General features: G+C 38.3%; 15 protein-coding genes and 1 pseudogene. 3 read left to right on the forward strand and 13 right to left on the reverse strand.

Going from position 1 to position 24,557, the window contains the following annotated elements; genetic code table 11:
• On the reverse strand, window positions 1–4,596 hold the full coding sequence (gltB, locus tag K9V48_RS08985) for a glutamate synthase large subunit (protein ID WP_224138474.1): 4,596 nt from the start codon (window positions 4,594–4,596) through the stop codon (window positions 1–3).
• Between the two features lie 817 nt (window positions 4,597–5,413).
• On the opposite strand from gltB, the gene K9V48_RS08990 reads away from it, so the two are divergent.
• Entirely contained in the window at window positions 5,414–7,087 is a 1,674-nt protein-coding gene (locus K9V48_RS08990) for a ribonuclease J (RefSeq protein WP_224138476.1), read from the forward strand.
• 94 nt (window positions 7,088–7,181) lie between these two features.
• On the opposite strand, the gene K9V48_RS08995 is transcribed toward K9V48_RS08990, so the two are convergent.
• Entirely contained in the window at window positions 7,182–8,450 is a 1,269-nt protein-coding gene (locus tag K9V48_RS08995; protein WP_438803878.1) for an MFS transporter, read from the reverse strand.
• A gap of 275 nt (window positions 8,451–8,725) precedes the next feature.
• On the opposite strand from K9V48_RS08995, the gene K9V48_RS09000 reads away from it, so the two are divergent.
• Window positions 8,726–9,577, forward strand: a complete 852-nt coding sequence (locus tag K9V48_RS09000) for a helix-turn-helix domain-containing protein (protein ID WP_224138480.1) — start codon at window positions 8,726–8,728, stop codon at window positions 9,575–9,577.
• Window positions 9,578–9,682: 105 nt separating this feature from the next.
• On the opposite strand, the gene K9V48_RS09005 is transcribed toward K9V48_RS09000, so the two are convergent.
• Window positions 9,683–10,339, reverse strand: a complete 657-nt coding sequence (locus K9V48_RS09005) for a nitroreductase family protein (RefSeq protein WP_224138482.1) — start codon at window positions 10,337–10,339, stop codon at window positions 9,683–9,685.
• Between the two features lie 186 nt (window positions 10,340–10,525).
• Window positions 10,526–11,755 carry an MFS transporter gene (locus tag K9V48_RS09010; protein WP_224138484.1) on the reverse strand — a complete coding sequence of 410 codons (1,230 nt, stop codon included), beginning with the start codon at window positions 11,753–11,755 and terminating at the stop codon, window positions 10,526–10,528.
• Between the two features lie 408 nt (window positions 11,756–12,163).
• Between K9V48_RS09010 and K9V48_RS09015 the strand changes: the two genes are divergently transcribed.
• On the forward strand, window positions 12,164–13,675 hold the full coding sequence (locus K9V48_RS09015) for a glycine betaine uptake BCCT transporter (protein ID WP_224138486.1): 1,512 nt from the start codon (window positions 12,164–12,166) through the stop codon (window positions 13,673–13,675).
• Between the two features lie 321 nt (window positions 13,676–13,996).
• Here K9V48_RS09015 and K9V48_RS09020 read toward each other — a convergent pair.
• From K9V48_RS09020 to bioW, 9 genes and pseudogenes are all read right to left on the reverse strand, one after another.
• Window positions 13,997–14,730 (reverse strand): annotated as a pseudogene (locus tag K9V48_RS09020) (transposase); the annotation flags it as partial.
• Window positions 14,731–15,107: 377 nt separating this feature from the next.
• Window positions 15,108–15,608 carry a GNAT family N-acetyltransferase gene (locus K9V48_RS09025; protein ID WP_224138488.1) on the reverse strand — a complete coding sequence of 167 codons (501 nt, stop codon included), beginning with the start codon at window positions 15,606–15,608 and terminating at the stop codon, window positions 15,108–15,110.
• A 592-nt stretch (window positions 15,609–16,200) separates the two neighbouring features.
• Window positions 16,201–17,433 carry a Bcr/CflA family efflux MFS transporter gene (locus tag K9V48_RS09030; protein ID WP_224138490.1) on the reverse strand — a complete coding sequence of 411 codons (1,233 nt, stop codon included), beginning with the start codon at window positions 17,431–17,433 and terminating at the stop codon, window positions 16,201–16,203.
• A gap of 700 nt (window positions 17,434–18,133) precedes the next feature.
• Window positions 18,134–19,342 carry a cytochrome P450 gene (locus K9V48_RS09035; RefSeq protein WP_224138492.1) on the reverse strand — a complete coding sequence of 403 codons (1,209 nt, stop codon included), beginning with the start codon at window positions 19,340–19,342 and terminating at the stop codon, window positions 18,134–18,136.
• Window positions 19,343–19,508: 166 nt separating this feature from the next.
• A complete protein-coding gene (gene bioB, locus K9V48_RS09040) occupies window positions 19,509–20,516 on the reverse strand; it encodes a biotin synthase BioB (RefSeq protein ID WP_224138494.1) in 1,008 nt (335 codons plus the stop codon).
• A complete protein-coding gene (gene bioD, locus K9V48_RS09045; protein ID WP_224138521.1) occupies window positions 20,513–21,214 on the reverse strand; it encodes a dethiobiotin synthase in 702 nt (233 codons plus the stop codon). Before bioD ends, bioB begins: the two co-directional genes overlap by 4 nt.
• Window positions 21,214–22,386, reverse strand: coding sequence for an 8-amino-7-oxononanoate synthase (bioF, locus tag K9V48_RS09050; RefSeq protein ID WP_224138495.1), 1,173 nt, complete (start codon window positions 22,384–22,386; stop codon window positions 21,214–21,216). Before bioF ends, bioD begins: the two co-directional genes overlap by 1 nt.
• Window positions 22,373–23,731 carry an adenosylmethionine--8-amino-7-oxononanoate transaminase gene (gene bioA, locus K9V48_RS09055; protein WP_224138497.1) on the reverse strand — a complete coding sequence of 453 codons (1,359 nt, stop codon included), beginning with the start codon at window positions 23,729–23,731 and terminating at the stop codon, window positions 22,373–22,375. The genes bioF and bioA overlap by 14 nt, the downstream gene beginning before the upstream one ends.
• A complete protein-coding gene (gene bioW / locus K9V48_RS09060) occupies window positions 23,712–24,497 on the reverse strand; it encodes a 6-carboxyhexanoate--CoA ligase (RefSeq protein ID WP_224138499.1) in 786 nt (261 codons plus the stop codon). Before bioW ends, bioA begins: the two co-directional genes overlap by 20 nt.
• Window positions 24,498–24,557: the final 60 nt, after the last annotated feature.

Genomic DNA, 24,557 nt, shown 5'->3' on the forward strand with positions numbered 1-24,557 from the left:
TCACCCTCCATCTTTTATTAAATTTACTGCTTTTTTTCCTTCTTCGAATGCAGCGAGTGCAGCTTTATGATCACTTAATCCTCTTGATCGGAAGTGTTTAATTCTCTCTGTCATCTCTAGATAATCTTTCGGAATCACACGAACAAATTTCCTTTTCATATCAGCCCAGTTTTCTAAAACTCGTTTACCAAGTGGACTTTTCGTGTATTGAACATGTTTTTCGATAAAATGATAAACCGTTCCGAGTTCATGCTCATCCTCAATTGAATGGAGATAAACCTGTTCCTTATTACACTTCACTTGAAATTCATTTGATTCATCTAAAACATAAGCAACTCCACCTGACATGCCTGCTGCGAAGTTTTTCCCAGTCGTCCCGAGAACAATAACCGTCCCACCTGTCATATACTCACAACCATGGTCTCCAACACCCTCAACAACAACATGGGCACCACTATTTCTCACACAAAAACGCTCTCCAGCAATTCCATTGATATAGGCTTCTCCTGCAGTTGCTCCATAAAAAGAAACATTTCCAATAATTATATTTTTTTCTGGTATATACGTGCTTCTCTTTGAAGGATGGACAATAATTTTCCCGCCCGACAATCCCTTTCCAATAAAATCATTGGCATCTCCAACAAGTCTCATTGTCAAACCAGGAGGAATAAATGCGCCAAAACTTTGCCCAGCAGAGCCTGTACAGGTGAGACGAATCGTGTCTTCAGGAAGCCCCTTTGCACCATATCGTTTTGTTATCTCATATCCGAGCATCGTCCCTGCGACCCGGTTAATGTTCCGAATCGAGAAAGTTGCCTCCACCGGTTCTTGGTTTTCAAGCGCTTCTTTACATAATGGAATTAATTCTTGTTTATCTAATGTTTTATCAAGTCCATGAACCTGTTCAATGGTCGCATAACGACTAACCGTTTCAGGTACGTCTGGTTGATAGAGAAGCGCGCTTAGATCGATTCCTTTCGCTTTCCAATGGGTAAGCGCTTGATTAGCCTCTAGTACATCCGTTCTACCAATCATTTCCCTCATTGTTCGAAATCCGAGGTCTGCCATGAGCTCTCTCACCTCAGAAGCAATGAATCTCATAAAATTCATAACATGGTCTGCTTCTCCAGTAAACTTTTTTCGTAAGTCAGGATTTTGTGTCGCAACCCCAACAGGACATGTATCAAGTTGACAAACTCTCATTAAAACACACCCTAAGACAACTAAAGGCGCCGTTGAAAATCCATATTCCTCTGCTCCTAATAATGCAGCAATAACAACATCTCGACCTGTCATTAATTTTCCATCTGTTTCAACTATGATTCGATCACGCAATCGATTTAACAGTAACGTTTGATGTGTTTCCGCAAGCCCGATTTCCCAAGGTATACCCGCATGTTTTAAACTTGTTTTTGGTGCAGCCCCAGTTCCACCATCATATCCACTGATGAGAACAAGATCTGCTCGACCTTTTGCCACACCCGCTGCAACTGTACCAACACCCGCTTCTGAAACAAGCTTGACACTAATCCTGGCAGCTGGATTTGCATTTTTCAAATTATGAATTAATTCAGCCAAATCCTCTATTGAATAAATATCATGATGCGGTGGAGGTGAAATCAAACCTACACCTGGTGTTGAGCCTCTCACTTCCGCAATCCATGGATACACTTTCTTACCGGGGAGATGACCCCCTTCTCCAGGTTTTGCACCTTGCGCCACTTTAATTTGAATCTCATCGGCATTGACAAGATAATGACTACTTACTCCAAAACGGCCAGAAGCAACTTGCTTAATAGCACTTCGTTTTAGATCACCATTCGGATCAGGTGTAAATCGACTAGACTCTTCTCCCCCTTCCCCAGAGTTACTCTTTCCTCCGATCCGATTCATTGCAATGGCAAGCGTCTCATGAGCCTCACTACTGATAGAACCATACGACATTGCACCCGTTTTAAACCTTTTACAAATGTCTTCTACTGATTCAACTTCGTCTATCGAGATCGCATCTCTTTTCTTAAAGGAAAGCAACCCTCGAATCGATTGTAGATTGCGATCTGTATCTGTAAGTAGTTTTGAGTAATCTTTAAAGAGTTTATAATTATTTGTCCGACAAGCATGTTGTAGCAAATGAATCGTTTTTGGGTTGTATTGATGATCTTCCCCGTCTTGGCGCCATTGGAAATCATCACCTGATTCTAATCTCTTCTTTATGTCTCTTGAATCTTCAAATGCTTTATTATGCCTCATCACGACTTCTTTGGCGATAATATCCAGTCCGATACCACCTATTCGTGATGAGGTATTTGTGAAGTATTTATCGGTCACTTCTTGATGAATGCCAACGGCTTCAAATATTTGTGCGCCCCGATAACTTTGAATCGTTGAGATCCCCATTTTCGACATTACTTTAACGATCCCATCCGTAACAGCCTTTCTATAAACTTCAACCGCTTTAACAAATTCTGTGTCACGTAAGTCTCCTATTTCAATTAGACCTCTAATTGACTCAAATGCTAAATACGGATTGATTGCTTCTGCTCCATACCCAAGTAATGTTGCAAAATGATGGACCTCTCTCGGTTCTGCAGATTCAATTACGATGCTTACCTTCGAACGTGTTCCACTACGAATCAAGTGGTAATGCAATCCTGACACTGAAAGCAGAGCAGGTAGTGCTGCATACTCTTCATTTACTCCACGGTCAGATAAAATAAGCAATAATGCTCCCTTTTCAATTGCAGTATCAGCTTTAGCAAATAGATCATCTAATTGTTTTGCAAAATCAGGAAGTTCATCTTCAACTGGAAATAGTATCGATAGCGTCTCACACGTAAAGTCTGATTGATAAAGTTTTTCTAGCTGACTATTTGTCAAAATTGGAGTATCGATCTGAATTTGTTTACAGCTTTCTGGCTCAGGTTTGATCAGGTTTCTTTCAGGCCCAATCGTTGTGATCACAGACGTTATGACTTCCTCTCTTATCGCATCAATTGGAGGATTTGTTACTTGTGCAAATAGTTGTTTGAAATAGTTATAGAGAAGCTGCGGTTTTTTTGATAAAACGGCAAGCGGGGTATCATTACCCATTGAGCCAATCGGGTCTTTGCCATCCGTAACCATAGGCTTTATCATTTTATTTAACTCTTCATTCGTATATCCAACTGCGAGTTGTTGTTTTATACGTTCCTCTGCGGTAAATTTTTGTTGATCATCACCCGTTTCAGGTAGGTCATTTAAGTGAACTAAATGCTCTGATAACCAATCTTGATAAGGCAGTTCTGACGAAATTTGCTTTTTGATTTCTTCATCTGGAATAATCCGTCCTTTTTCTAAATCGACAAGAAGCATCTTTCCAGGAAGAAGCCTGTCTTTCGTTTCAATATCCTCAACAAAAATATCTAATGCACCCACTTCAGATCCTAAGACGATCATTCCGTCTTTTGTTACATAGTACCTTGCCGGACGTAGTCCATTTCGATCAAGGCATGCCCCTATTTGTTTTCCGTCAGTAAATACAACAGCTGCAGGCCCATCCCACGGTTCCATTAGACAACTATGATATTCATAAAAGGATTTCTTTTCTTGATCCATCATTGCATCATGAGTCCATGGTTCAGGAATCATCATCATGGCTGTATGAGCGAGTGAACGTCCTGAATGGTGAAGAAACTCAAAACAATTATCAAACATCGAAGAGTCACTACCATTCGTATCTATCACCGGGAAGAGCTTTTGAAAATCCTCCCCATGAAATAGTTCCGATTCACATTGCCCTTCCCTAGCCTGCATCCAATTGACATTCCCTTTAATTGTATTAAATTCGCCATTATGAATCGTAAATCGATTGGGATGTGATCGTTCCCAGCTTGGAAATGTATTCGTACTAAAACGTGAATGAACGAGAGCTAAGGCCGATTTAAAATCACGATGATTTAAATCAATATAAAAGGAGTCTAGTTGTTCTGGAATTAACATGCCTTTATACACAATCGTTCTTGTCGATAAGCTGCAAATGTAAAATCCTTCATGATGTTCAATATCTGAGGTAAGAATTTCTTTTTCTAATCTTTTTCGAATCACAAATAATTTTCTTTCAAAAACATTCTGTTCCTTAATATCATGGGATGGGGCAATAAATAGTTGGCGAATAAACGGTTTTGATTTCTTAGCCAGGTCACCAACAAATGAATCATTGACCGGAACAGTCCGCCATCCAAGAAAGATTTGTCCTTCTTTTTCAATGATGTTTCTGACTAATTTTTGAATTTGGATTCTTACTTCCGGATCCTGGGGAAGAAAAACCATGCCAATTCCATATCCACCTTCTTTCGGAAGAAGGATGTTATCTTTTTCACATTGTTTCTCAAAAAAAGTATGTGGAATTTGTGTCAGGATACCTGCTCCATCGCCAGTACTGATATCCGCTGATTGCCCTCCCCGATGTTCCAAATTGCATAAAATGGTAATTGCATTTTCAACAATCTCATGTGTCTTTTTTCCATTAATATTAGCCACCATCCCGATCCCGCAGGCTTCATGTTCATATTCAGGATGATACAAACCTTGTGCAACTGGATATCCATGCGTTTTCATAACTACATCCCTTCTCAAAGAAGATAAACTGAATCTTCCATCAGTGGGGGTTTTCTTCTTCCACTGATGGTTTGATGCGGCCACAGGATATGGGTCACACATCCGTTGCCAGACGACGTGGCGATTTTAGTCTGTGTTCCTTTAGGGCCTTTACGGGCAGTTTGTCCCCCTCTTATCTTTCTTTATTCATTAAAAATTCTTGAAGTGAGGGACTTACTGCCCGTTAATCTGCGATAAAACGAGCTTAGATATGTACATCTGCTCAATTTTAGAGAAAGTAACCATGATATACCCTGCCAATAAGAAATTCAGGGAATTAATGGATTCCATTCACATAATAAAATAGTGTGTACTTATAGCTTTCATTTAATTCGAATTTTTGTTGGTTGTTGGGATCGATATGGTGGATGGCTGAATTAAATCAAAAATTGAAATAATCTTGATCTAGTGGGACTAAAGAGATGCGGACAACAGTAACAAACTTTTTACAATTTTAAAAAACCTAGACCATTTGATTTGCCAAATTAAAGACTAGCTCCACTACCGAAATCGTATAAGCATCATGAATGTTCTCGACAGGCTTTTGTAAAGTAATACTTTCCACATCTTTCAAGTTGGGATACTATTTCTTTAATTCACGTACTGCTTTAATCGATTCATATATATTAAAGAGCACCCCTTTCCATTGGTTTGAAGGAAGTTGACCATTTTGAACTATTCATCTCATGACTAAAGTCCCGAATATTCTCGACTACCTCATAAATAAAGACAAAATAGGATAATACTATGAATAAAAGTAAAATTGGAGGACATAAACTTGGACACAAGAAAGAATAGATTATCCATTTTTGCCTTAGGCGGGATCAATGAGATCGGTAAAAACATGTATGTGGTCCAATATGCCGACGAAATCATTATCATCGACTGTGGGGCAAAGTTTCCAGATGAAAGTTTATTAGGAATAGACTTAATCATTCCTGATCTTACTTACCTACTTGAAAATAAAGATAAGATCAAAGCGATGATTGTTACACATGGGCATGAAGATCATATCGGCGGAATTCCCTACTTTTTCAAAAAATTAAATGTACCGATTTATGCGACAAAGTTTACCCTAGGTTTAATTGAATTAAAATTAACTGAGCATAGGCTTCTCAGAGATACTGAACTTGTATTGATTGATTCGAATTCGCAAATTCAGTTTGATGAAATCAGTTTATCCTTTTTCAAAACAAGCCACAGTATTCCTGATTGTTTGGGCATTGTCTTTCATACACCAGAAGGAAATGTCGTGCATACCGGGGACTTCAAATTCGATTTAACTCCGGTAAACAATCAATATTCAGATATACATAAAATGGCTGAAATTGGTCAGCAAGGTGTGTTATTGCTTTTATCTGAGAGTACAAATGCAGAACGATCTGGTTTAACTCCGACTGAACGGCTTGTTGGTGACCACATTGTTGAGGCGTTTATGAAAGCCAAACGGAAAGTAATTATCTCTACCTTCGCTTCGAATGTGAATCGAGTCCAACAAGTTGTTTCTGCGGCAATTAAGACAAATCGAAAGCTTGCCTTGCTTGGTCGAAGTATGGTGAATGTGATAGATGTGGCGATTGAACGTGGTTATTTACAAGTTCCCGAAGGTATGCTGATCGAACCACATGAAATCAATGCTATGGCTCCAGAAAAAGTAGTGATTCTTTGTACAGGAAGTCAAGGAGAGCCATTGGCCGCCCTTTCTCGCTTGTCGACATCATCTTTTCGTGGTGTAGAGATTTTACCTGAAGATACAGTTATTTTAGCCGCATCACCAATACCTGGAAATGAACGGAATGTATCACGAATCATCGACAACTTATTTCAACTTGGTGCTAATGTTATTTACGGATCCGGAAGTTCAACAGGCATGCATGTGTCAGGACATGGTTACCAAGAGGATTTAAAGCTGATGATTACACTAATGAAACCAACCTATTTCATCCCAATTCATGGAGAATTTAGAATGCTCCATCATCACAAGTTACTAGCTGAGTCCGTTGGAGTTGAGAAGGATCATACATTTATTATTAACAATGGTGATGTGGTTGATATTGAAAATAAGGAAGCCCGTCAGACTCGGAAAATCCCATCAGGAAATACCTATGTAGACGGAATTGGTGTTGGTGATGTTGGGGAGATTATCTTACGAGATCGCAGGCAGCTATCTGAGGATGGAATGATCGTGATTGTATTAACGATCAGTAAATCGGAGAGAAAAATGATTTCACAGCCTGATACCATTACTCGTGGTTTTGTGTATGCTCGAGACTCTGATGATCTCCTCAGAAAGGTTAATCGCCTTGTCGAAGCATCTGTTAATGACTTTCTAGCAACGGACATCCGTCAGTGGAATGTGCTGAAACAAAGCATTAAAAAATCATTAGGACCATTTTTATTTGAAAAAACAAAGAGAAAACCAATGATTCTTCCAATTATTATTGAAGTCTAAATAGACTTTAATGAATAAACGGTAAAAATAACAAAACGAGCTTGAGATTCCCAAGCTCGTTCTCTTATAAATTGTAGGTTAAAATCACCATTGCTTATTTATCTTCCAAAACTGGTTTTACAAATGTATTTTCTTCCTTTAATTTCATAATTGGAATCGTCAACAATGTTCCAAGTAAAAATAATACTCCTGATAGTAAATACACACCAGTTAATGTCATCGGCACCTTGATGATTCCAGCCACGGACATACCGATGACCATCATCCCCATAAATAACGGAGTGAGTACACCGTTGACACGGCCGATAAACGCCTCATCCGAATTTTTTAAGATGATCGTGTTGATCCCAATATGAATGCATGGGAAAAACAAACCATTAAAAAGCTGTAAAAGAAGCGTTAAGACGAAATTTGTTGACAAGCCAACACCGATTGTCCCGATCATGCTTGCAAATATACCGATTGCAAGTAGCTTTTGTGGCGAGATTTTCTTTGAAATGGCGAAAACAATGCCGCCCCCTAGTAGCATACCGACTCCATTTGCCATGAGTAACCACTGAAGATAATCCTTAGGAAGTCCTAGTTTTTCAATCGTTACAAAGATCATTAAGGGAGAAATAAGCCCAACTGCTAATCCACAAACTGCAAAAATGGATCCCATCGATCTTAGTATTTTCTTTGACATCACATATCGAAAACCATCTGCAAGCTCTTTTTTAAAATTATCTGCTTCATCTTTTTTCGCTTTCTTTTCATCACGTGGGAGAGTAAATAAAACAATAGCAGATAGTAAGAACATCGATCCCATTACAGCTATGGACGTATAGATACCGAACTTTTGATAAACAAATGCGCCAATGACTGGACCAATGACCATGAAGATGGCCATTAACGATTGGAACATAGCCATGACTGATTGTAATTGTTCACCTGGTACATGTTGTTTTAATAATTTCATCGCTGATGGCATCGAAAATTGAGATAAAATTGCTGAAACAAATGTCGCCAAGAAAATCATTTGCCACGAACCGTAAATAAGTGTTAGTAACACGACAAAAATGGAAGCGGCAGATAACAAATCACACCAAACCATTGTAAGTTTAGGTCTCCACCTGTCTGCAAACGTTCCTCCAATAAAAGAAAAAATAAAGATTGGTGCAAACTCTGCAACAGAAATCAACGAAACATACAATGGATCATTATTCGTCATTTCTGTTACATATAATAAAATTGCAAAATTCCTTACCCAAATACCAAGCTGTAGCAAGAAATTTGAAGCCATAATCGCTACAACAAATCGGTTTGCAAATAAATTTCCTGTCGGTTTGTCTGCTGGAACTGCCGAGCCTTCATGATTATTCATTTTCATTTTCATCCTCTCTTACAAATTTATCTTATCATTCATTTTTCCCTCCCAAATTAGATCACTTGCTAACTCTTCCGTCCAAATGAATTTTTTACCACTCACCATTGTAACTTCCTGATCACATGTAAGGCAAGACTTGTTTAAAATAATTTTCAACTTGAATATTGCCCTGTTCCCGCTACAAATTTTTTTCAAATTAGACGCTACTCTCCCACCCTTTAAAAGATATATAGATAGTGGAAAACTTTTATCTATGTAAGGAGAGTTTACTAATGGACAAGCTTAACTTTGACATCATTCAATCTTATCAATCTTTTTCAACAATCGCAGAAATGGATCAAGCGGTTCGCGGATTTTTATATAAACACAAATCATCTCTATCAGAGGGAACGATGAAAGTATTAAAATTTATTTGGAGCCATTCTGTAAAAGTGATTGGTGTATCATTTGCCAAATACGATACGATTGCCGACGGAGTGCAGATAAGCCGTAGAACAGTCATTCGTGCAACGAAACAGCTTGAAAGTCTTGGCGTGATTAAGAAAATTCCAACGGCAAGAATGAACGGCAAGCAAGGAGTCAACCTACTTGTCATCCAGCCATTTCAATCAATTGATGATATGAAAAATAATGTGTCACCCCTCGATGTCACGGCACCTGTCACACCTAATAAAACAGAGAATAAGCAAAGCTCACTCTGTGAGAATAAAACTAAACCTACTTACGTAAGGAATTCGAAAAATAGTCATTATCTTAAGCTTGAAGAATCTACTCAAAAAGAAAAGTCAGACTTAATCCACGATCATCAATTAGATACTAGCTTTCTACCAGAATCTGTTCACAAGGAATTTGTCCAAGCAGCAAAGCCTTTTCTAAATGCCGTTGAAATCTACAAACTGTGGAAACGAGTGCTAATTGTCTATAACAAAATGAAGTTAGAACGTTGTTTGGCTGATGTGATGGACAAAGTAATCGATGCCTTTAAGCAAACTGTTTTTATGAAAAAAATGGGAAGAATTCATTCCACATTTGAGGGGTATTTCTACAGAGTCATGTATGAGTTCTTAATCGTGGAAAAACGGAATGAATTGAGGCATAGATTATTTGACTTTATTGGGGATTAAGAAAGTCAACTTCAAAAAAGTAAGATGACATAACAAGCAGCTATAACTCCCAAAAAATTAGTCGTTATAGCCGCCGTCATGTGTTTTAGATTTGTCTCATCCGACCTATTCCGTTGGCATTTCGTTAAAGAACGTAACATCCCCGATAGGAAGACGTGTAGTCGGATGTCCAGGCTTAGCTGCTTTTCCAATGGCAATTAACATGACCGATTCATACTGTTCTGAGATGCCGAATTCTTCAACGAATTTCGCTTTGTTATAGCCTCCCATTGGAACTGTATCATACCCTCTAGCTCGAGCAATCAGCATAAGCTGCATTGAGATTAGACCACCATCCGTGTAAACGATCTGACGAGCGACTTCTGATGGTAAGCCTGAGTATGTCTTAACAGATCTTTCGATGAATGATGTAGCTGTATCAGCCGCCATATAACCTGCTTCAACTGCTTGTCCATAAATTTGCTCGGCTTTTTGATAGCTTTTTACGTCTCCAAGAACAGCAATAACAGCAGATGCTTCAACGACTTGTTGTTGGTTGAATGCGATTGGTAATAACTTTTGTTTCAATTCCGGTGAATCAATAACTAGAAAACGCCATGGTTGCAGATTCGAGGAAGATGGAGCCAATGTTGCTTCCTCAAGCATTTCAGTCATTTCCTCACGGGAAATTTTCACTGCTGGATCATAAGCACGAACAGAGCGACGTTCCTTTATAACGTCAAAAAAGCTTGATTGATTTTGCGTGACTTGTGTTGTAGTCATGATGTGATTCCTCCTGTAAAACATTTTACAACCTTATTATCTTTTTTAATAATCCCTTTTCTAGGATATAAGATTGAAGTTCATTTTTCCAAACAATAATAGATGTTGCCAAGCACTCTAAAAAATAACAGTTCCAAACAAGATCCATTTATGAAAGCATTCTTATGCTCGATATCTCGTATGGATTCAATCTGCTAAACGAAGTAGTGGTTGTTCTTCATCCTTTTTATTATTGGTTATTTTATTATATCTATAATAGACAAAACATGCAGCAATAAAGCCTATGACTGCGAGTAATCCGTCGAAAATAAAGATAATCGAAATATTTCCACTCTTTGCCATTAATCCTGTAATCAAAGGCATTACGATCGAAGCAAGTCCAGATGCCGTTGCCAAAATTCCTGTCACAGTCCCTTTTTTCTTCCAAAACAATTCAGTCATGACTGTAATCGCTAACTGAAAGATCCCTGCTGTCGATAAACCAATAAAAAACGCGGTAATGGAAGTAACAATCGGTATCTTAATGGTCAAGATAATTAAAATCGAAATAAACGTAATGATAGGATAAATCAACATGACCGTTACCGGACTTAGGAATTTTTTCAATAACACCGATAAAACGATCACAGAAATGAGGCCGCCAATACTATAATAGCTTAATAATGTAATCGAACGATCTAGTGTCATCCCTACCACTTCCTGACCAAAAGATGGCATCCAAATTGGTGAGACGGTAAACAAGCCTGTTGAAGTAAAGCCAATGACTATAAGGGCTAGTCCTTCCTTCTTGAAACTAGGTTCCGATTTAAATTTTTCTGTTACTGAATCGTTATCACCTTTGCTCTTCTTGTTGTTTCTGTGATCAGGGAATGAAACTGCAAATAAAAAGATAAAATTAAGAAGGAAAATGGCTGCTGGAACAAAAAACGCATAGCCAAAATACAGATTGTGATTAGAAAAAAACAAAATCATCAACGGTAGCAGCGCTGCTCCTGCAGACATAAACGCTTTTACTAACACATTTGCTGAACCGGCCGATTTTGGAAAAATTTCAGATAGACCAGGATATGAACTTGCATCCATAGCTGAATTACCCATTCCTGCTATCAGCGCAAATACAAATGCCAATTGATAACTTGGCGACAATGGAGTCCCTACTAAAAAAATCCCCATTGCAAGTGCAGAAAAAATGACAAGCGGTTTTCGACCTAATTTATCCGATAGAACGCCAGATAATGCATACGTTAACAATTTTCCAATTCCGATTGCAGATATAATGAAACTAATACCTGCTTGATCCGTATCCCATTGTTCCGTTAAATGAGACATATTTGAAGCCAAGATAATATTAACCATACCCAATAAAAAATAATTGATGTACAAAGCCGTTGCTGTGTTCGTGTAGTGATTCCTCATTTTTTAACCCCTAACAAATGACTAATACTCGTGCGAGCTCTATATTAGAAAAATAAATTTAAGTTTAATATTATCATTTTTCAGAAAAATGACAATCCTTAATTAGCTTTCATCTTTCAAAAATAAATAATCTTTACCAATCATTATTTTCTTCCCCTTTAAGCTGGACCTGACTCCCATCCATTTTGTCCTTTATTACCTGATTGAAAGGCTTTTCCAAGACATATGACAGACAAGATGATTCTTGTTTTCCATGTGTATTTTTGCCGTTATAAGTCATAATAATAAAGGTCAAATGCTTATCAAAGAGATACATCATACATATGATCAAAACCCTCTATATTTTTTTACGTTCTCACTATTAATCTGTAACGACATCTTCACATGGAGAGGAGTTTATATGAAATCATGGAAAACAAACTATCTTCAGTATTTATCTACTCAGCTGTTGTACTAGTGCTTCTTGTTACCTTCGGAATCATTGCCCCCCAACTGCTCGAAAATGTAACAGCAAGCATGCAGTCATTCATTTCTAACAGTTTTGGGTGGTACTATTTAATTATTGTTTCGATCTTTCTAATCGTGTGTTTGTATTTATTCATTAGTCCTGCTGGCCGCATTACATTGGGAAAACAAGGTGATAAACCCGAATTTTCCAGACCCACATGGATCGCCATGCTTTTTAGTGCTGGGATGGGCATTGGACTTGTCTTTTACGGGTCAGCTGAACCCATTAGTCACTTTGCCGTTAGCTCACCAACTGGTGAAACCGGAACCCCGCAAGCCATAAAGGATTCTCTACGATTTACTTTCTTTCACTGGGGACTTCACGCTTGGGCTATTTATGGAATCGTTGCCTTAATACTGGCTTATTTCACGTTCAGGAAAAATGAACCTGGGTTAATTAGTGCTACTTTAAGACCGATCATCGGAGAGCGAGCAAATGGAATGGTAGGAAAACTTATCGATATCCTAGCCACACTCTCGACCGTTTTTGGTGTTGCCACTACACTTGGATTTGGAGCAGCCCAAATTAATGGAGGACTTTCTTATCTCTTCGGCGTTCCCTCTAGTTTTTGGATTCAATTTATTATTATTGTAATTGTCACTATATTATTTCTTTTGTCTGCTTTATCTGGGCTTGGTAAGGGAATAAAACTTTTAAGTAACGCCAATATGATTTTGGCGATTCTCCTTCTCGCATTGATGTTTATTGTTGGGCCCTCTTTATTTATATTAAATTTGTTTACAGATTCTATTGGATCTTATCTGCAGTTCTTGCCAAACATGAGCTTTAGACTTGCACCAATGAATGAAGAAGGTAGAGCATGGATCAATTCCTGGACGATATTTTATTGGGCATGGTGGATTGCTTGGTCCCCATTTGTCGGAATTTTCATTGCCAGAGTATCAAAGGGGCGTAGTATAAGGGAGTTTGTGTTCTGCGTCTTACTGATCCCTTCCCTTATCGGATTCTTTTGGTTCGTAACTTTTGGAGGGACAGCTATGTCACTTGAAGCTAAGGGCATCGCTTCCATATCCACGTTAGCATTGGAAGAATCTTTATTTGGCGTTTTTGATCAGTACCCATTAGGTATGTTGATGTCCATTGTGGCCATTATTCTTGTCGTTACCTTCTTTATTACATCGGCGGATTCAGGCACATATGTATTAGCCATGATGTCAACAAATGGATCACCTAACCCAACAAATAGAATTAAAATCATCTGGGGGATTTTACTGACTGCTACCGCTTTAGTTTTGCTCTATTCTGGTGGTCTCACAGCGCTTCAAAATGCAATGATTGTGGCTGCGTTACCTTTTTCAATTATTATGCTCCTGATGATGACTAGTCTGCTTAAATCCCTAAACAAAGAAGTAAAGGAAATGAACCAGCACCTTTACTCTAAAAGAAAATAGAACTGCCTTTATCTCTTGAATTTTTGATCAAAATAAAAGTTCCTTCCCCCCTCAGGAAGACACTTGAGAGGGAGCTGTAATGAATCATGCTAATATTCATGGAGATCGGGTATGAAACCATTTACTAAAAAAAAGTAAAAGTGATTAAATCAATACTATATAAGTCGTAAGCGTAAAATGGTCCCACCTACGAAATAAATACGTAAGAGCAAAGGGACGCTTCTAGACCACCGAAATACACCTCCTAATAATTAGAATATTTATAATGTACTCTATTTTTATAAATAATTTGGTAAAAAAATGAAATAAAAACGGAGTGAAAGAGGATAGTATGTGTGCTATCCTCTTTAAGTTAACGGCTAATGCCGTTAATTTTGCTTGTGTGGACATGCTTTTTAGACCGTAGCCCCTGGCACGATCTAACCCATGGAAATTTTTCATCTCTCCATTTTCCCATTCTTGACAAGCTCTTTTTTTATATTTCTCTTGAAACTCTTCAGTCTTTTGTTCCTGACTGTACCCATAGAATTCCGCGGTATTGATTCCTACTGTTAACACTCTCCCTATCGTTTTGGATTTTTTAATACAATCTTCCCTAAATGGGCAATTTCTACATTTTTCCTTGTCAGAGTAATATTTATAGAATTCTTGCCCTCTTTTATTCTTTTTTGTCTGTTTTGTTCCCCTGATCGCAAAACCATTCATTGGAATCTTTATTGTAACTGAATCTTTCTTCGTCTATCTTGTAGGCCATTGCGCTTACTGGTATATAAGGTTTTGCCTCTAATTCTTTGATTTTATCTAATATGGTTTTTCTAAAATAGGCTTTATCCCCATACACTTCTTCTATGGTGATTCCACTTTTCTTGGTTCATTCGATTCACTCTTGAAACTGAGTTCCATCTACCTAAGCCCCATCATTTACCTTTACGGCTGTAATGATTCGATCTTCCGTTGTGATCATATATTCTGTTTTTTATCCAAAGAAGTGATCGTTTTTACTTTTGTGACCCCCTGGCATCCTGGTCTACGATTGAACGCACTCCCTTTTGTTTACATCTATTCTCATGATTAAGAATAGTTTATTCGGCACTGGGTAGCCCCACACAAAAAGAAACCTTAAAGGTTATCCCTCTAAGGTTCTTGAAAAATTATAAGATAGTTCTTATTTCTAGAAAGTCACAATCAGTAATATTACTTTCTTCCACTAATTGCTTAAAAGTTTCTGACACGAATAATGGAATTTCATCTCCTTTTAATTTGAATAAAAATAGCAATAAAAAAATTTGATTCTCGAGAGGATAACTGCTAGAACAAATATACTTTCGGAATCACCAAGCACAAATACGCCGTTTATCACAATAAAACATGGGACATGACCAGATTGGTATGTCCCATGTTTCTATTTATCTTTTAATCTTGAACAATCGTCTTAAATCGATAGTCGAAATGCCTTCACTACTACACCATCATTTGCTGGCTCAAAATCGTATTGTGGGTGTCGTTCAAAACCAATTCGTTCATATAATTTCATGGCGCTATTCATAAAGTCTGCAGTATGGAGACCAATTGTAGCGAACTCTTTTTCCTTCGTGCGTTTTATACATTCATGAACCAATGCTTGCGCAACGCCTTTTCCGCGAGCTTCTGGAGTAACAGCTAGTAATCTAATCTCAGAATAATCAAGCTCATCTATAACCCCCTCATAGGCATCCGCTTTTGGAGGAAATAAGGCAACACTGCCTACAATTACTCCATCTAGTTCTGTAACAATCAGTTCAACACCTGGTAGTAGATCCACTTCAGAAGAAATTCCTTGTTTTAATGCTTGCCAATGTTCTTCTGAAACAGCTTCTGCATGTTCACTATATGCATGTATTCTTTGTTTCCTGATATGATACAATTCATCCTTTAAAGCATCACGAATATTCATCTATTATCAGTTCCCCCTTTGTTTCATTTCCCTCACGGACTAGAAATTTTTCTTCCTTGTTGCTTAAGTTGTAGCGATTGTATAGTGAATTCTTATCCTAATAAATCAGGTCCTTTAGGCAAGTATTGCGCGTCATTTTTTCAGGAAAAATCGCAATCGACAAATGATAGTATTTTTAAATCGCATCAAAATCTGTCGTATCCCCAAATCCTGGTGTGCATAGACGTATTGCTAATGCTTCCTAAATTTATCTATACAAAGAAAAAACACATTTATATGATTATCTTAATTAAACTATATTTTTTTTCAAGATAAACTATTTGAAAATTTCTAATTTAATACAAATTAATGGACGAAAAAAACACAAGTATTGACCTGGAAAGTCTACTTGAGATTTATGTAATAGCTCGTTTAGAGACTTTTACTACATTTTGATTTACTTCTAACTGATTGACCTGCTCCTTTGTAAAAATAATTTTACTCGAAAAATAACCTCACCCATCTTTGTTTAATTGACTATAAACACAAATTTGTTTTTGGAAAAAGAAAAACCCGAATTGGACTCCTTTTTTAAAAGTGTCCAATATTCGGGTTACAGTTCAACTTTGTACCTTAAACTTGTTTCATTTTCGTTCTTTTTCTTTGTTAATGAAAAGAAAGCAATAGCACCAATAAAAGAAGTACTAAATAATATAGCACCCATCGGGATTGCTGTCGTCTCATCAATCCCAACAAGAGGTGAGACCATTGATCCAAGTAATAACGGGAGTAAACCTAATACAGCACTTGCACTTCCTGCGCGATGCCCTTGTTTTTCCATCGCCAGTGTAAACGAACTTGTTAGGATCATTCCCATAGTGGTCATGTAAATAAAAATCGGAATGACAAGAGTTGCCAGCGGACCTTTGATTATGGTCATGATAAGTAGAATAAAGGTAGCACTTACTGCAATGATGACTGCATTACGAAGCAAGCGTCTTTCTCCAACGATTCCACCGAAGCGCCCGATGATAAAACTCCCCGAAATAATCGCTAGACCATTAATCCCAAATAAAATACTAAATACTTGAGGTGATACATCATAGATTCCCTGGTAAACGAAAGGAGTTCCTGATACATAAGCAAAACTACCTCCATGAATAAAGCCAACGGTCAATGCGTAGCCAATAAAAGAACGATCCTTCATCAAACTTCCCATTGTACGAACGGAATGTCCGACCGAACTTGGAATTCGCTTTTCTTTCGGTAATGTTTCCTTTAATCGCAGAGCAACGATCAGAACAATGACAAGTCCAAGCAAACTTAAAAAGTAAAAAATCGTATTCCAGCTTGCAAATGGCAAAAGCAAGATGGCTCCACCAGCCATTGGTGCAATCATTGGTGCCGTGGCATTTATAACCATTAATAGCGCAAAAAATTTCGAAAGCTCTCTTCCACTAAACACATCACGTACAACTGCTCGCGAAAGAACAATCCCTGCTGAAGCAGTGAAACCTTGTAAAAATCGCGCTGCAACCAATGTGGTAATATTCGGAGCAAATGCACAAAGAAGTGATGATACCGCAAATAATGAAATCGATACCAGCAAAGGCTTCCGTCTCCCTTGGGCATCGCTAATTGGTCCAACAACGACCTGACCAACTGCAAGACCAATCAAACACGCTGTTAAACTTAGCTGTACAAGCGATGCAGAAGTCCCTAAATCATTCGCAATATCGGGGAAACTCGGTAAATACATATCAATATTTAACGGTCCTAGCATTCCAAGCATCCCTAATAGAAATGCCAAAGCTAACCGCTCTTTTCCTGTTGGATTTTGAATCATAAATCCTAACCACCTTTACTACTAAGTTCTTTTTTCCTCTCTTATCCTACACCGTTAGAAGAAACAAGGAAAGTAATAAATAACTAATAGAAAATTCAGTAACCATTATTCAATATTGATATTTTAATTAAAGGCTATTTTCGCAAACTTTGTTGCTATTGTCACATAGAGTGCCACCAACAGTGACCGGTTCGGCTCCAAATTTCAGAAAACGGTCACGAAACGCCACTAAAGTTACTAATTCTTGACTTAACCACTCCTGTGTAAAAAGTTGTAGTTTATTCATTTTTAGACATTTCCTTTTCTATGTTTATTGTAACTTCATAAAACATAATTTTCACCTTATCAACTCCTTTCCTTAGTTGATTTATTGAAAAATAAAAACCAGCTATATCATCATAAAGAAATGATACGACTGGCTCTATTCCACTGTTGGTTTCAAAAATGAACGTCCCATGGAATTAACAGTTACCATAATGAAAAAATACCATGTATTATTAATATACAAATTTGCTCAAAAACCCAACTGAATATCCTGAAAATTTCATCTCAATTAAATCAAACAATACGATATAAATGAAATAGGGTGGCATTTCTTCTTAGGTTTATTGGGACTGTCCTTAACCACTTTTTAAAATGGAAGGAACACCCAATATCAAAGTCTTGGACAGTCACCTACCACTCGATATTCTTTCCTAATTCAGTCAAATGTAATGTGAAGTTCAGATAACGATCTAAACCCGATCAGTTTCCTCCATTGCAAGTCAGGAGCAGCTAATTTAAGGTTATCTTTCCATGCTAGTAGTGAATTTATCGCAATTTGAGCTTCTAGACGTGCTAGTTGGGCACCTAAACAAAAATGTGATCCATATCCAAATGCAAGATGGGGATTCGGGTACCTCATGATGTCAAATAAATGGGGATCTTGAAATTTATTTGGATCGTGATTTGCAGCTCCCAATAGAATATATACTTGATCACCTTTTTTCATTGTTGTTTGATTGATTGTAATATCTTCCGAAGCAATCCGAGCAGTCATTTGTGTTGGACTCTCAAAGCGCAGAATCTCTTCAACTGCCCCTTCAATCAGAAATGGTTTTTCCTTTAGTTCCATTAATTGCTTTGGATGTTTCAATAAGAGAACGATTGAATTGCTAATCAGATTGACTGTTGTCTCATGACCGGCAATAACAAGCAAAATGCAAGTTGCTATTACTTCCTCGTCTGTTAACCGATCCCCTTGCTGTTCCTCTTTTATTAACAAGCTGATCAGATCCTCTTCAGGGCTGTTTTTCCGTTTTTTAATCAGTCCTTTAAAATAGTCCCTTAGGATGATTGTCATTGCATTTCCATTGTCTAACGCCTGTCTCGAACGAGTAAAATCAATGGTTTGAATCAAGTCTGCCGACCATTTTCTGAATTGATATCGCTCTTCTTGAGGAACTCCTATTATTTTCGCAATGATAAGACTTGCTAAAGGAAACGCAAAGTCTGAAACGACATCTATTGATTTCTGTTGTTGAAACTGGTGCAGTAAATCGTTTACTGTATCGTGAATAAAAGGTCGAAGATACTCAACCTTTTTCGGCGTAAAGACGTTACTAACAAGGAAACGCAACCGCTTATGGTCAGGTTGATTTTTAAAAAGCATCATGTCATGTTGAATGTTTTTTAGACACTCATATTTTTTCGATGTCTGGGGTAACGGGATGCGATTTTGAAATCGGGTATCTTTAAGAATCATCATTGCTTCATTATATCCAGTTACGTACCAGCCTGGATTTTTCATCATATTTCCCCAACAAATCGGGTGTATGGATCGAAGCTCTTCATAAACTGGATAAGGGTTTTGAAAAAACTTAGTAGATGTAAATGAATCCTTTATGATTTGCTTATAATATGTTTTCATCTTAGCCCTCCTTTACATGATCAAAATGGTTGTACATAGATGGATAGCTCACATACAACCATTCTTTTTTGTTATCCCGCATGAGGCAGTACCTCCATCTCTATGCTAGAGTAGACAAGAATCGCTGGGAGAGATAACTGCCCGTTAATATCCGATAAGTCTCGCTTTATTTTTCTGCAGCTAAAAGAGCTTTCATTTCTTCTACTGATTCAACCTCAAATCCTAGGTCACGTAACATTTTATAATCATCACTTTCTTCTTGCCCAGCTGTTGTTAAATAATCACCAACGAAAACTGAATTGGCTGCGTAAAGCCCGAACGGCTGTAAGGAACGAAGGTTAACTTCACGTCCACCAGAGATTCGAATTTCCTTTGTAGGATTAATAAAGCGGAATAATGCTAGCACTTTTAAGCAATAAAGCGGGTTTAATTCTTTTACTCCTTGTAGTGGCGTACCGTCGATGGCATGTAAAAAATTAACTGGGATGGAATCCGCGTCAAGAGCTTTTAGGCTGTTAGCCATATCTACTACATCCTGCTTCGTTTCTTTCATGCCGACAATCACACCTGAACATGGCGACATACCAGATTCTTTTACCATCTCAACCGTATTCACGCGATCATCATACGTATGTGATGTCGTAATGTTCGCATGGTTGCTTGCAGATGTATTGATATTATGATTGTAACGGTCTACTCCTGCTTCTTTTAGACGCTTCGCTTGTTCTGGCTTCAACAGTCCAAGACAAGCACAGATTTTTAATCCGTATGAATCTTTTATTTCCTTTACTGCTTCAACAACATGATCAACCTCTTTATTTGAAGGGCCTCTGCCGCTGGCTACAATACAGTATGTCCCTACATTTAAATCATGGGCACGCTTTGCTCCTTCAAGGATGGTATCCTTATTGACCATTCGATACGTATTAATTGGAGCTGTTGAAATCGATGATTGTGAGCAATAGCCACAGTTTTCCGGACAAATTCCAGATTTTGCATTCATGATCATATTGAGCTTTACTTTTTTCCCATAATATTTCTTTCTAATTTGAAATGCCCCATGCATGAGTAATAACACATCATCATCTGGACACTCTAAAATGGAAAGAGCCTCCTCATTTGTTACTTCCTTGCCCTCTAATACTTGATCTGCTAGTTCCATCCATTTATTCATGATCTTATCCCCATTTCATTAAGTAATAATGTCACATCTATGTGCTCTTTTACGATTTTCTTTATGTTTTCTATCGTAACTTCTTTCAGTTTTGGCGTTATGCCTAAAATAGGTACACCACATAATTCTTCAATTAACTCTGGGTTTGTTTTTTCTGCAAGATCTGGATGATCACTGATCCCGTTGATTACGACCCCAGCAACAGGTAGACCAAGACTTTTTGCGTATTGGACGGTTAGAAAAACATGGTTGACTGTGCCAAGATTCGGTCGAGCTACAATCACCAGCGGCAGCTGCATCGCCTTTATTAGGTCACTAACTAAGAATTGTTTTCCAAGTGGGACTGAAATACCGCCTGCCCCTTCTACGATAAAAAATTCGTGTTTTCTTCTGATCTTTTCCCAATGATTTAATACCTCTTCGCTCGTTACATTCTTCCCCTCCAGTTTTCCTGCTACATACGGAGCAAGCGGTTCTTTAAATGCAAAGGGAGTAATCTCTTCATACGATAAAGTTGTTTTGGACAGTTTTTTTAGCAAGCTTGTATCACTTGCAGGATCCTCACGAGAAATACCGCTTAATAATGGCTTAAACACGCCAACATCGATCTTTTTCTCATTTAATACCGCTGCAAGCCCACTAGAAATAATTGTTTTTCCCACATCTGTATCAGTTCCTGTAACAAAAATACCATTCATCATTTGATGCTCAGCTCTTTTCCAATGAATTGAAAGCACTCCAGCAAGTAATCGATTTCTTTCGCCGTATGATCGGATGTGACAGTTAACCTGATACGACTTTCTCCCTCCGGTACAGTTGGCGGCCGGATGGCAGGTGCATAGATCCCCTTTTCCTGCAGCTTTTCTGAAAAACCGACTGCCTCATTGGGATCGCCTATGATCACAGGAATAATCGGAGTAAGATCACCCTTTACGAGATAACCCATTTCTATTAAACTCGTTTTTATTTTTTCCACATTAGAAACTAACTGTTGACGTTTATCATAACTTTCTTCAATGACTTCCAACGCAGCATAGGAAGCAGCACAGATTGCCGGGGGCATAGCGGTTTGAAAAATAAACGTTCTCGCATTGTTTAGCAAAAAGTCAATTAAAACGTGCGAACCAGCAACAAAACCGCCTTCTGTCCCAATGGCTTTACTAAAGGTTCCGATCACCACATCAGGACGGACACCGAAATATTCACTTGTCCCCCGTCCATTCTTCCCTAAAACACCAGTTGCGTGAGCATCATCAACAATCGTGTAGGCATGATAACGTTTTGCAAGTGAGATCATCTGATCAAGAGGAGCAATTGTCCCATCCATACTAAAAACGCCATCTGTTACAATAAAACGCCTTTTATATGAGGCTGTTTCGTTCAATTTTTTTTCAAGATCATCCATATCAATATGGTTATAAACGACTGTCTTTGCTTTTGATAGACGGCATCCATCAATAATACTCGCGTGATTTAATTGATCACTTAAGATGACATCGCCTTCTTTAGGTAATGTTGATAACACGCCGACATTTGCTAAATAGCCGCTTGAAAAAAGAAGGGCTGCCTCAGTTTGCTTAAAACTGGCGATTTTCTCCTCAATCTTGTGGTGCCAATCGGTATGACCAGTCGTTAATCTTGAGCCGCTGCTTCCTACTCCATATTCATGGAGGATCGCTTCTGCTGCAGTAACCAAACGTTGATTGTTCGCCAGCCCTAAATAATTATTCGATGAAAAAACAATCTGTCTTCTGCCATCGATCAACATAGTAGAACGAGGTGCCGTATTCATCGTTCGCACTTTGCGATACAAACCCGCCTCTTTTGTTTTATTTAGATGTTGACATAACCATTCATCAAGCTCTAGCATTAGTAACTCCGCTCGTGACTTCCGCAATTGCTTCTTTCATAATGGCAACCATTTCATATAGCTCTTCTCTTGTGCTTGCATGTGGCGGCATAAAGACGATCACATCACCCAATGGTCTTGTTAACATACCAAGCTCTCTCATTTTCAATGTCACGTGATAGCCAATCCGTTCTTCAGCAGGAAAGGGTTCCTTTGTTTCCTTTGAAGAAACGAGCTCAATTCCACACATAAAACCAAGCTGTCTAATTTCACCTACAGATGGAAGCGATTGAAGCTCTTCAAGGAGTGAGTTGAGATACTCTGACTTTTCAGCTACCTCTTCTACAATGTTTTCCGCTTCAAATAAACGTAAATTTTCAAGAGCAACAGCGCATCCAAGCTGGTTTCCAGTATAAGAATGACCATGGAATAATGTTTTTCGTTTTTGATAATCATCATAAAATGCTGCGTAAATCGCCTCTGTTGTTAAGGTAGCGGCAATTGGCAAATAGCCTCCTGTAATCCCTTTTCCAACAGCCATTAAATCAGGCTGAACACCTTCATGTTCACAAGCAAACATTTTCCCTGTACGACCAAACCCGGTTGCTACTTCATCCACAATCATTAACACATCATATTTTGTACAAAGCGCCCGTACTCCTGACAAAAATCCCTTAGGCATGACAATCATCCCACCTGCCCCCTGGATCATTGATTCAATCGTTAGCGCAGCAATCTGATGATGATGTTCCATCAACAGTTGTTCAAGAATATGTAAGCATTCATCTCTGCACTGTACGGGATCACCGCTTTTTGAGTGATAGACATCCGGTATTGGTGCTTTAAAGCCCTCAAACATTAACGGTCCGTACACTTGATGATAAAGGTCAATGGAACCAACACTAACGGCTCCAATCGTATCGCCATGATAGCCATTTTGCATGGCAATAAATTTTTGCTTCTCTGGTTTATCGACATTCTTCCAATATTGAAACGCCATTTTCAGAGCGATTTCCATCGCTTCCGCCCCACTATCTGAATAAAAAACACGCGTTAGCTTCTCAGGACTTATGTCGATTAGTTTTTCAGCAAGCTCTGTTGCTGGGACATTTGTCATCCCTAATAATGTCGAATGGGCAATGAGATCAAGCTGCTTCTTGATCGCTTCATCCAATTCCTTTTTTCTATGCCCATGAACATTAAGCCAAAGGGCAGAAAATCCATCATAATATTCCTTCCCATTGATGTCCTTCACTTTTATGCCATTGCCACTTTCGATGATTAACGGATTTTCGTCGTAATCTTTCATTTGTGTGAACGGTAGCCAAAGATACTTTTTACTTTTTTTAATTAACTCGCTCATCATTTCCTTCCTCCCATTGTATGATTAGTGGCTCTTTTTCTAAGTAGTGTATGTATGAATCAAGATCACTCAAGCCATTGACAAAGAAGATTCGGCAGCCTTGTTCATCACCGTATGTTTTAAGCCTCGTGATTCTCTGATAACCTGCCTTTTTACTTGCAACATAACCTGTAATATATTCAGGATCATCTGACCAGCATAATTCTGCCACAGTTGCGGGGTGCCGATTTACCTTTGTTGCAAGAACAAGCGCCTCCTTCACCCTTTGACTTACAGGCATCTTGTAGTAGTTAGCCCATTTTTCATAATTCGTGGTGAACCAGTCCATTCTAGAAACGCGAACACCTTTGTCGCTGCGATCATCGATGCGTTCCCCAGTATGTATGTCAAACAAAATCGCCCCTCTAAGCCCGGAACATTCTTTCATTTGCTGGTAGGCTTTTTCTATGCACGCTCTCGGAACCCCTGATTTTTCTAAAAGATTCCTAGCTATTAATTGCCCTTCTTCTACCGATTCCACTTCAATCGTTTCAATATGTAAAGGTTCGCATTTTGTAATCGGTTCATCAATTAATTCAAGTTGAATCTGCATAAAATCAGGATTTCCTTTAGAATGAGTTAACGCTTTGTCTAACAGGACATTTACGGTATGTTTCAAATGACTGTATGTTGAAATTTGTTCACCGCCAGAAATATGCTTTCCACCATTTTCATGTGCCCCATTCTTGGAAGCTCTCATTCTAACACTAAAAAGATTTTCCTCAATCAAACTAACTAACCTCCTAATCTCGGGTTCTTATTACAGCCTGCTTATTCTCTTCATTCGTAA

Source organism: Metabacillus rhizolycopersici (assembly GCF_020075705.1).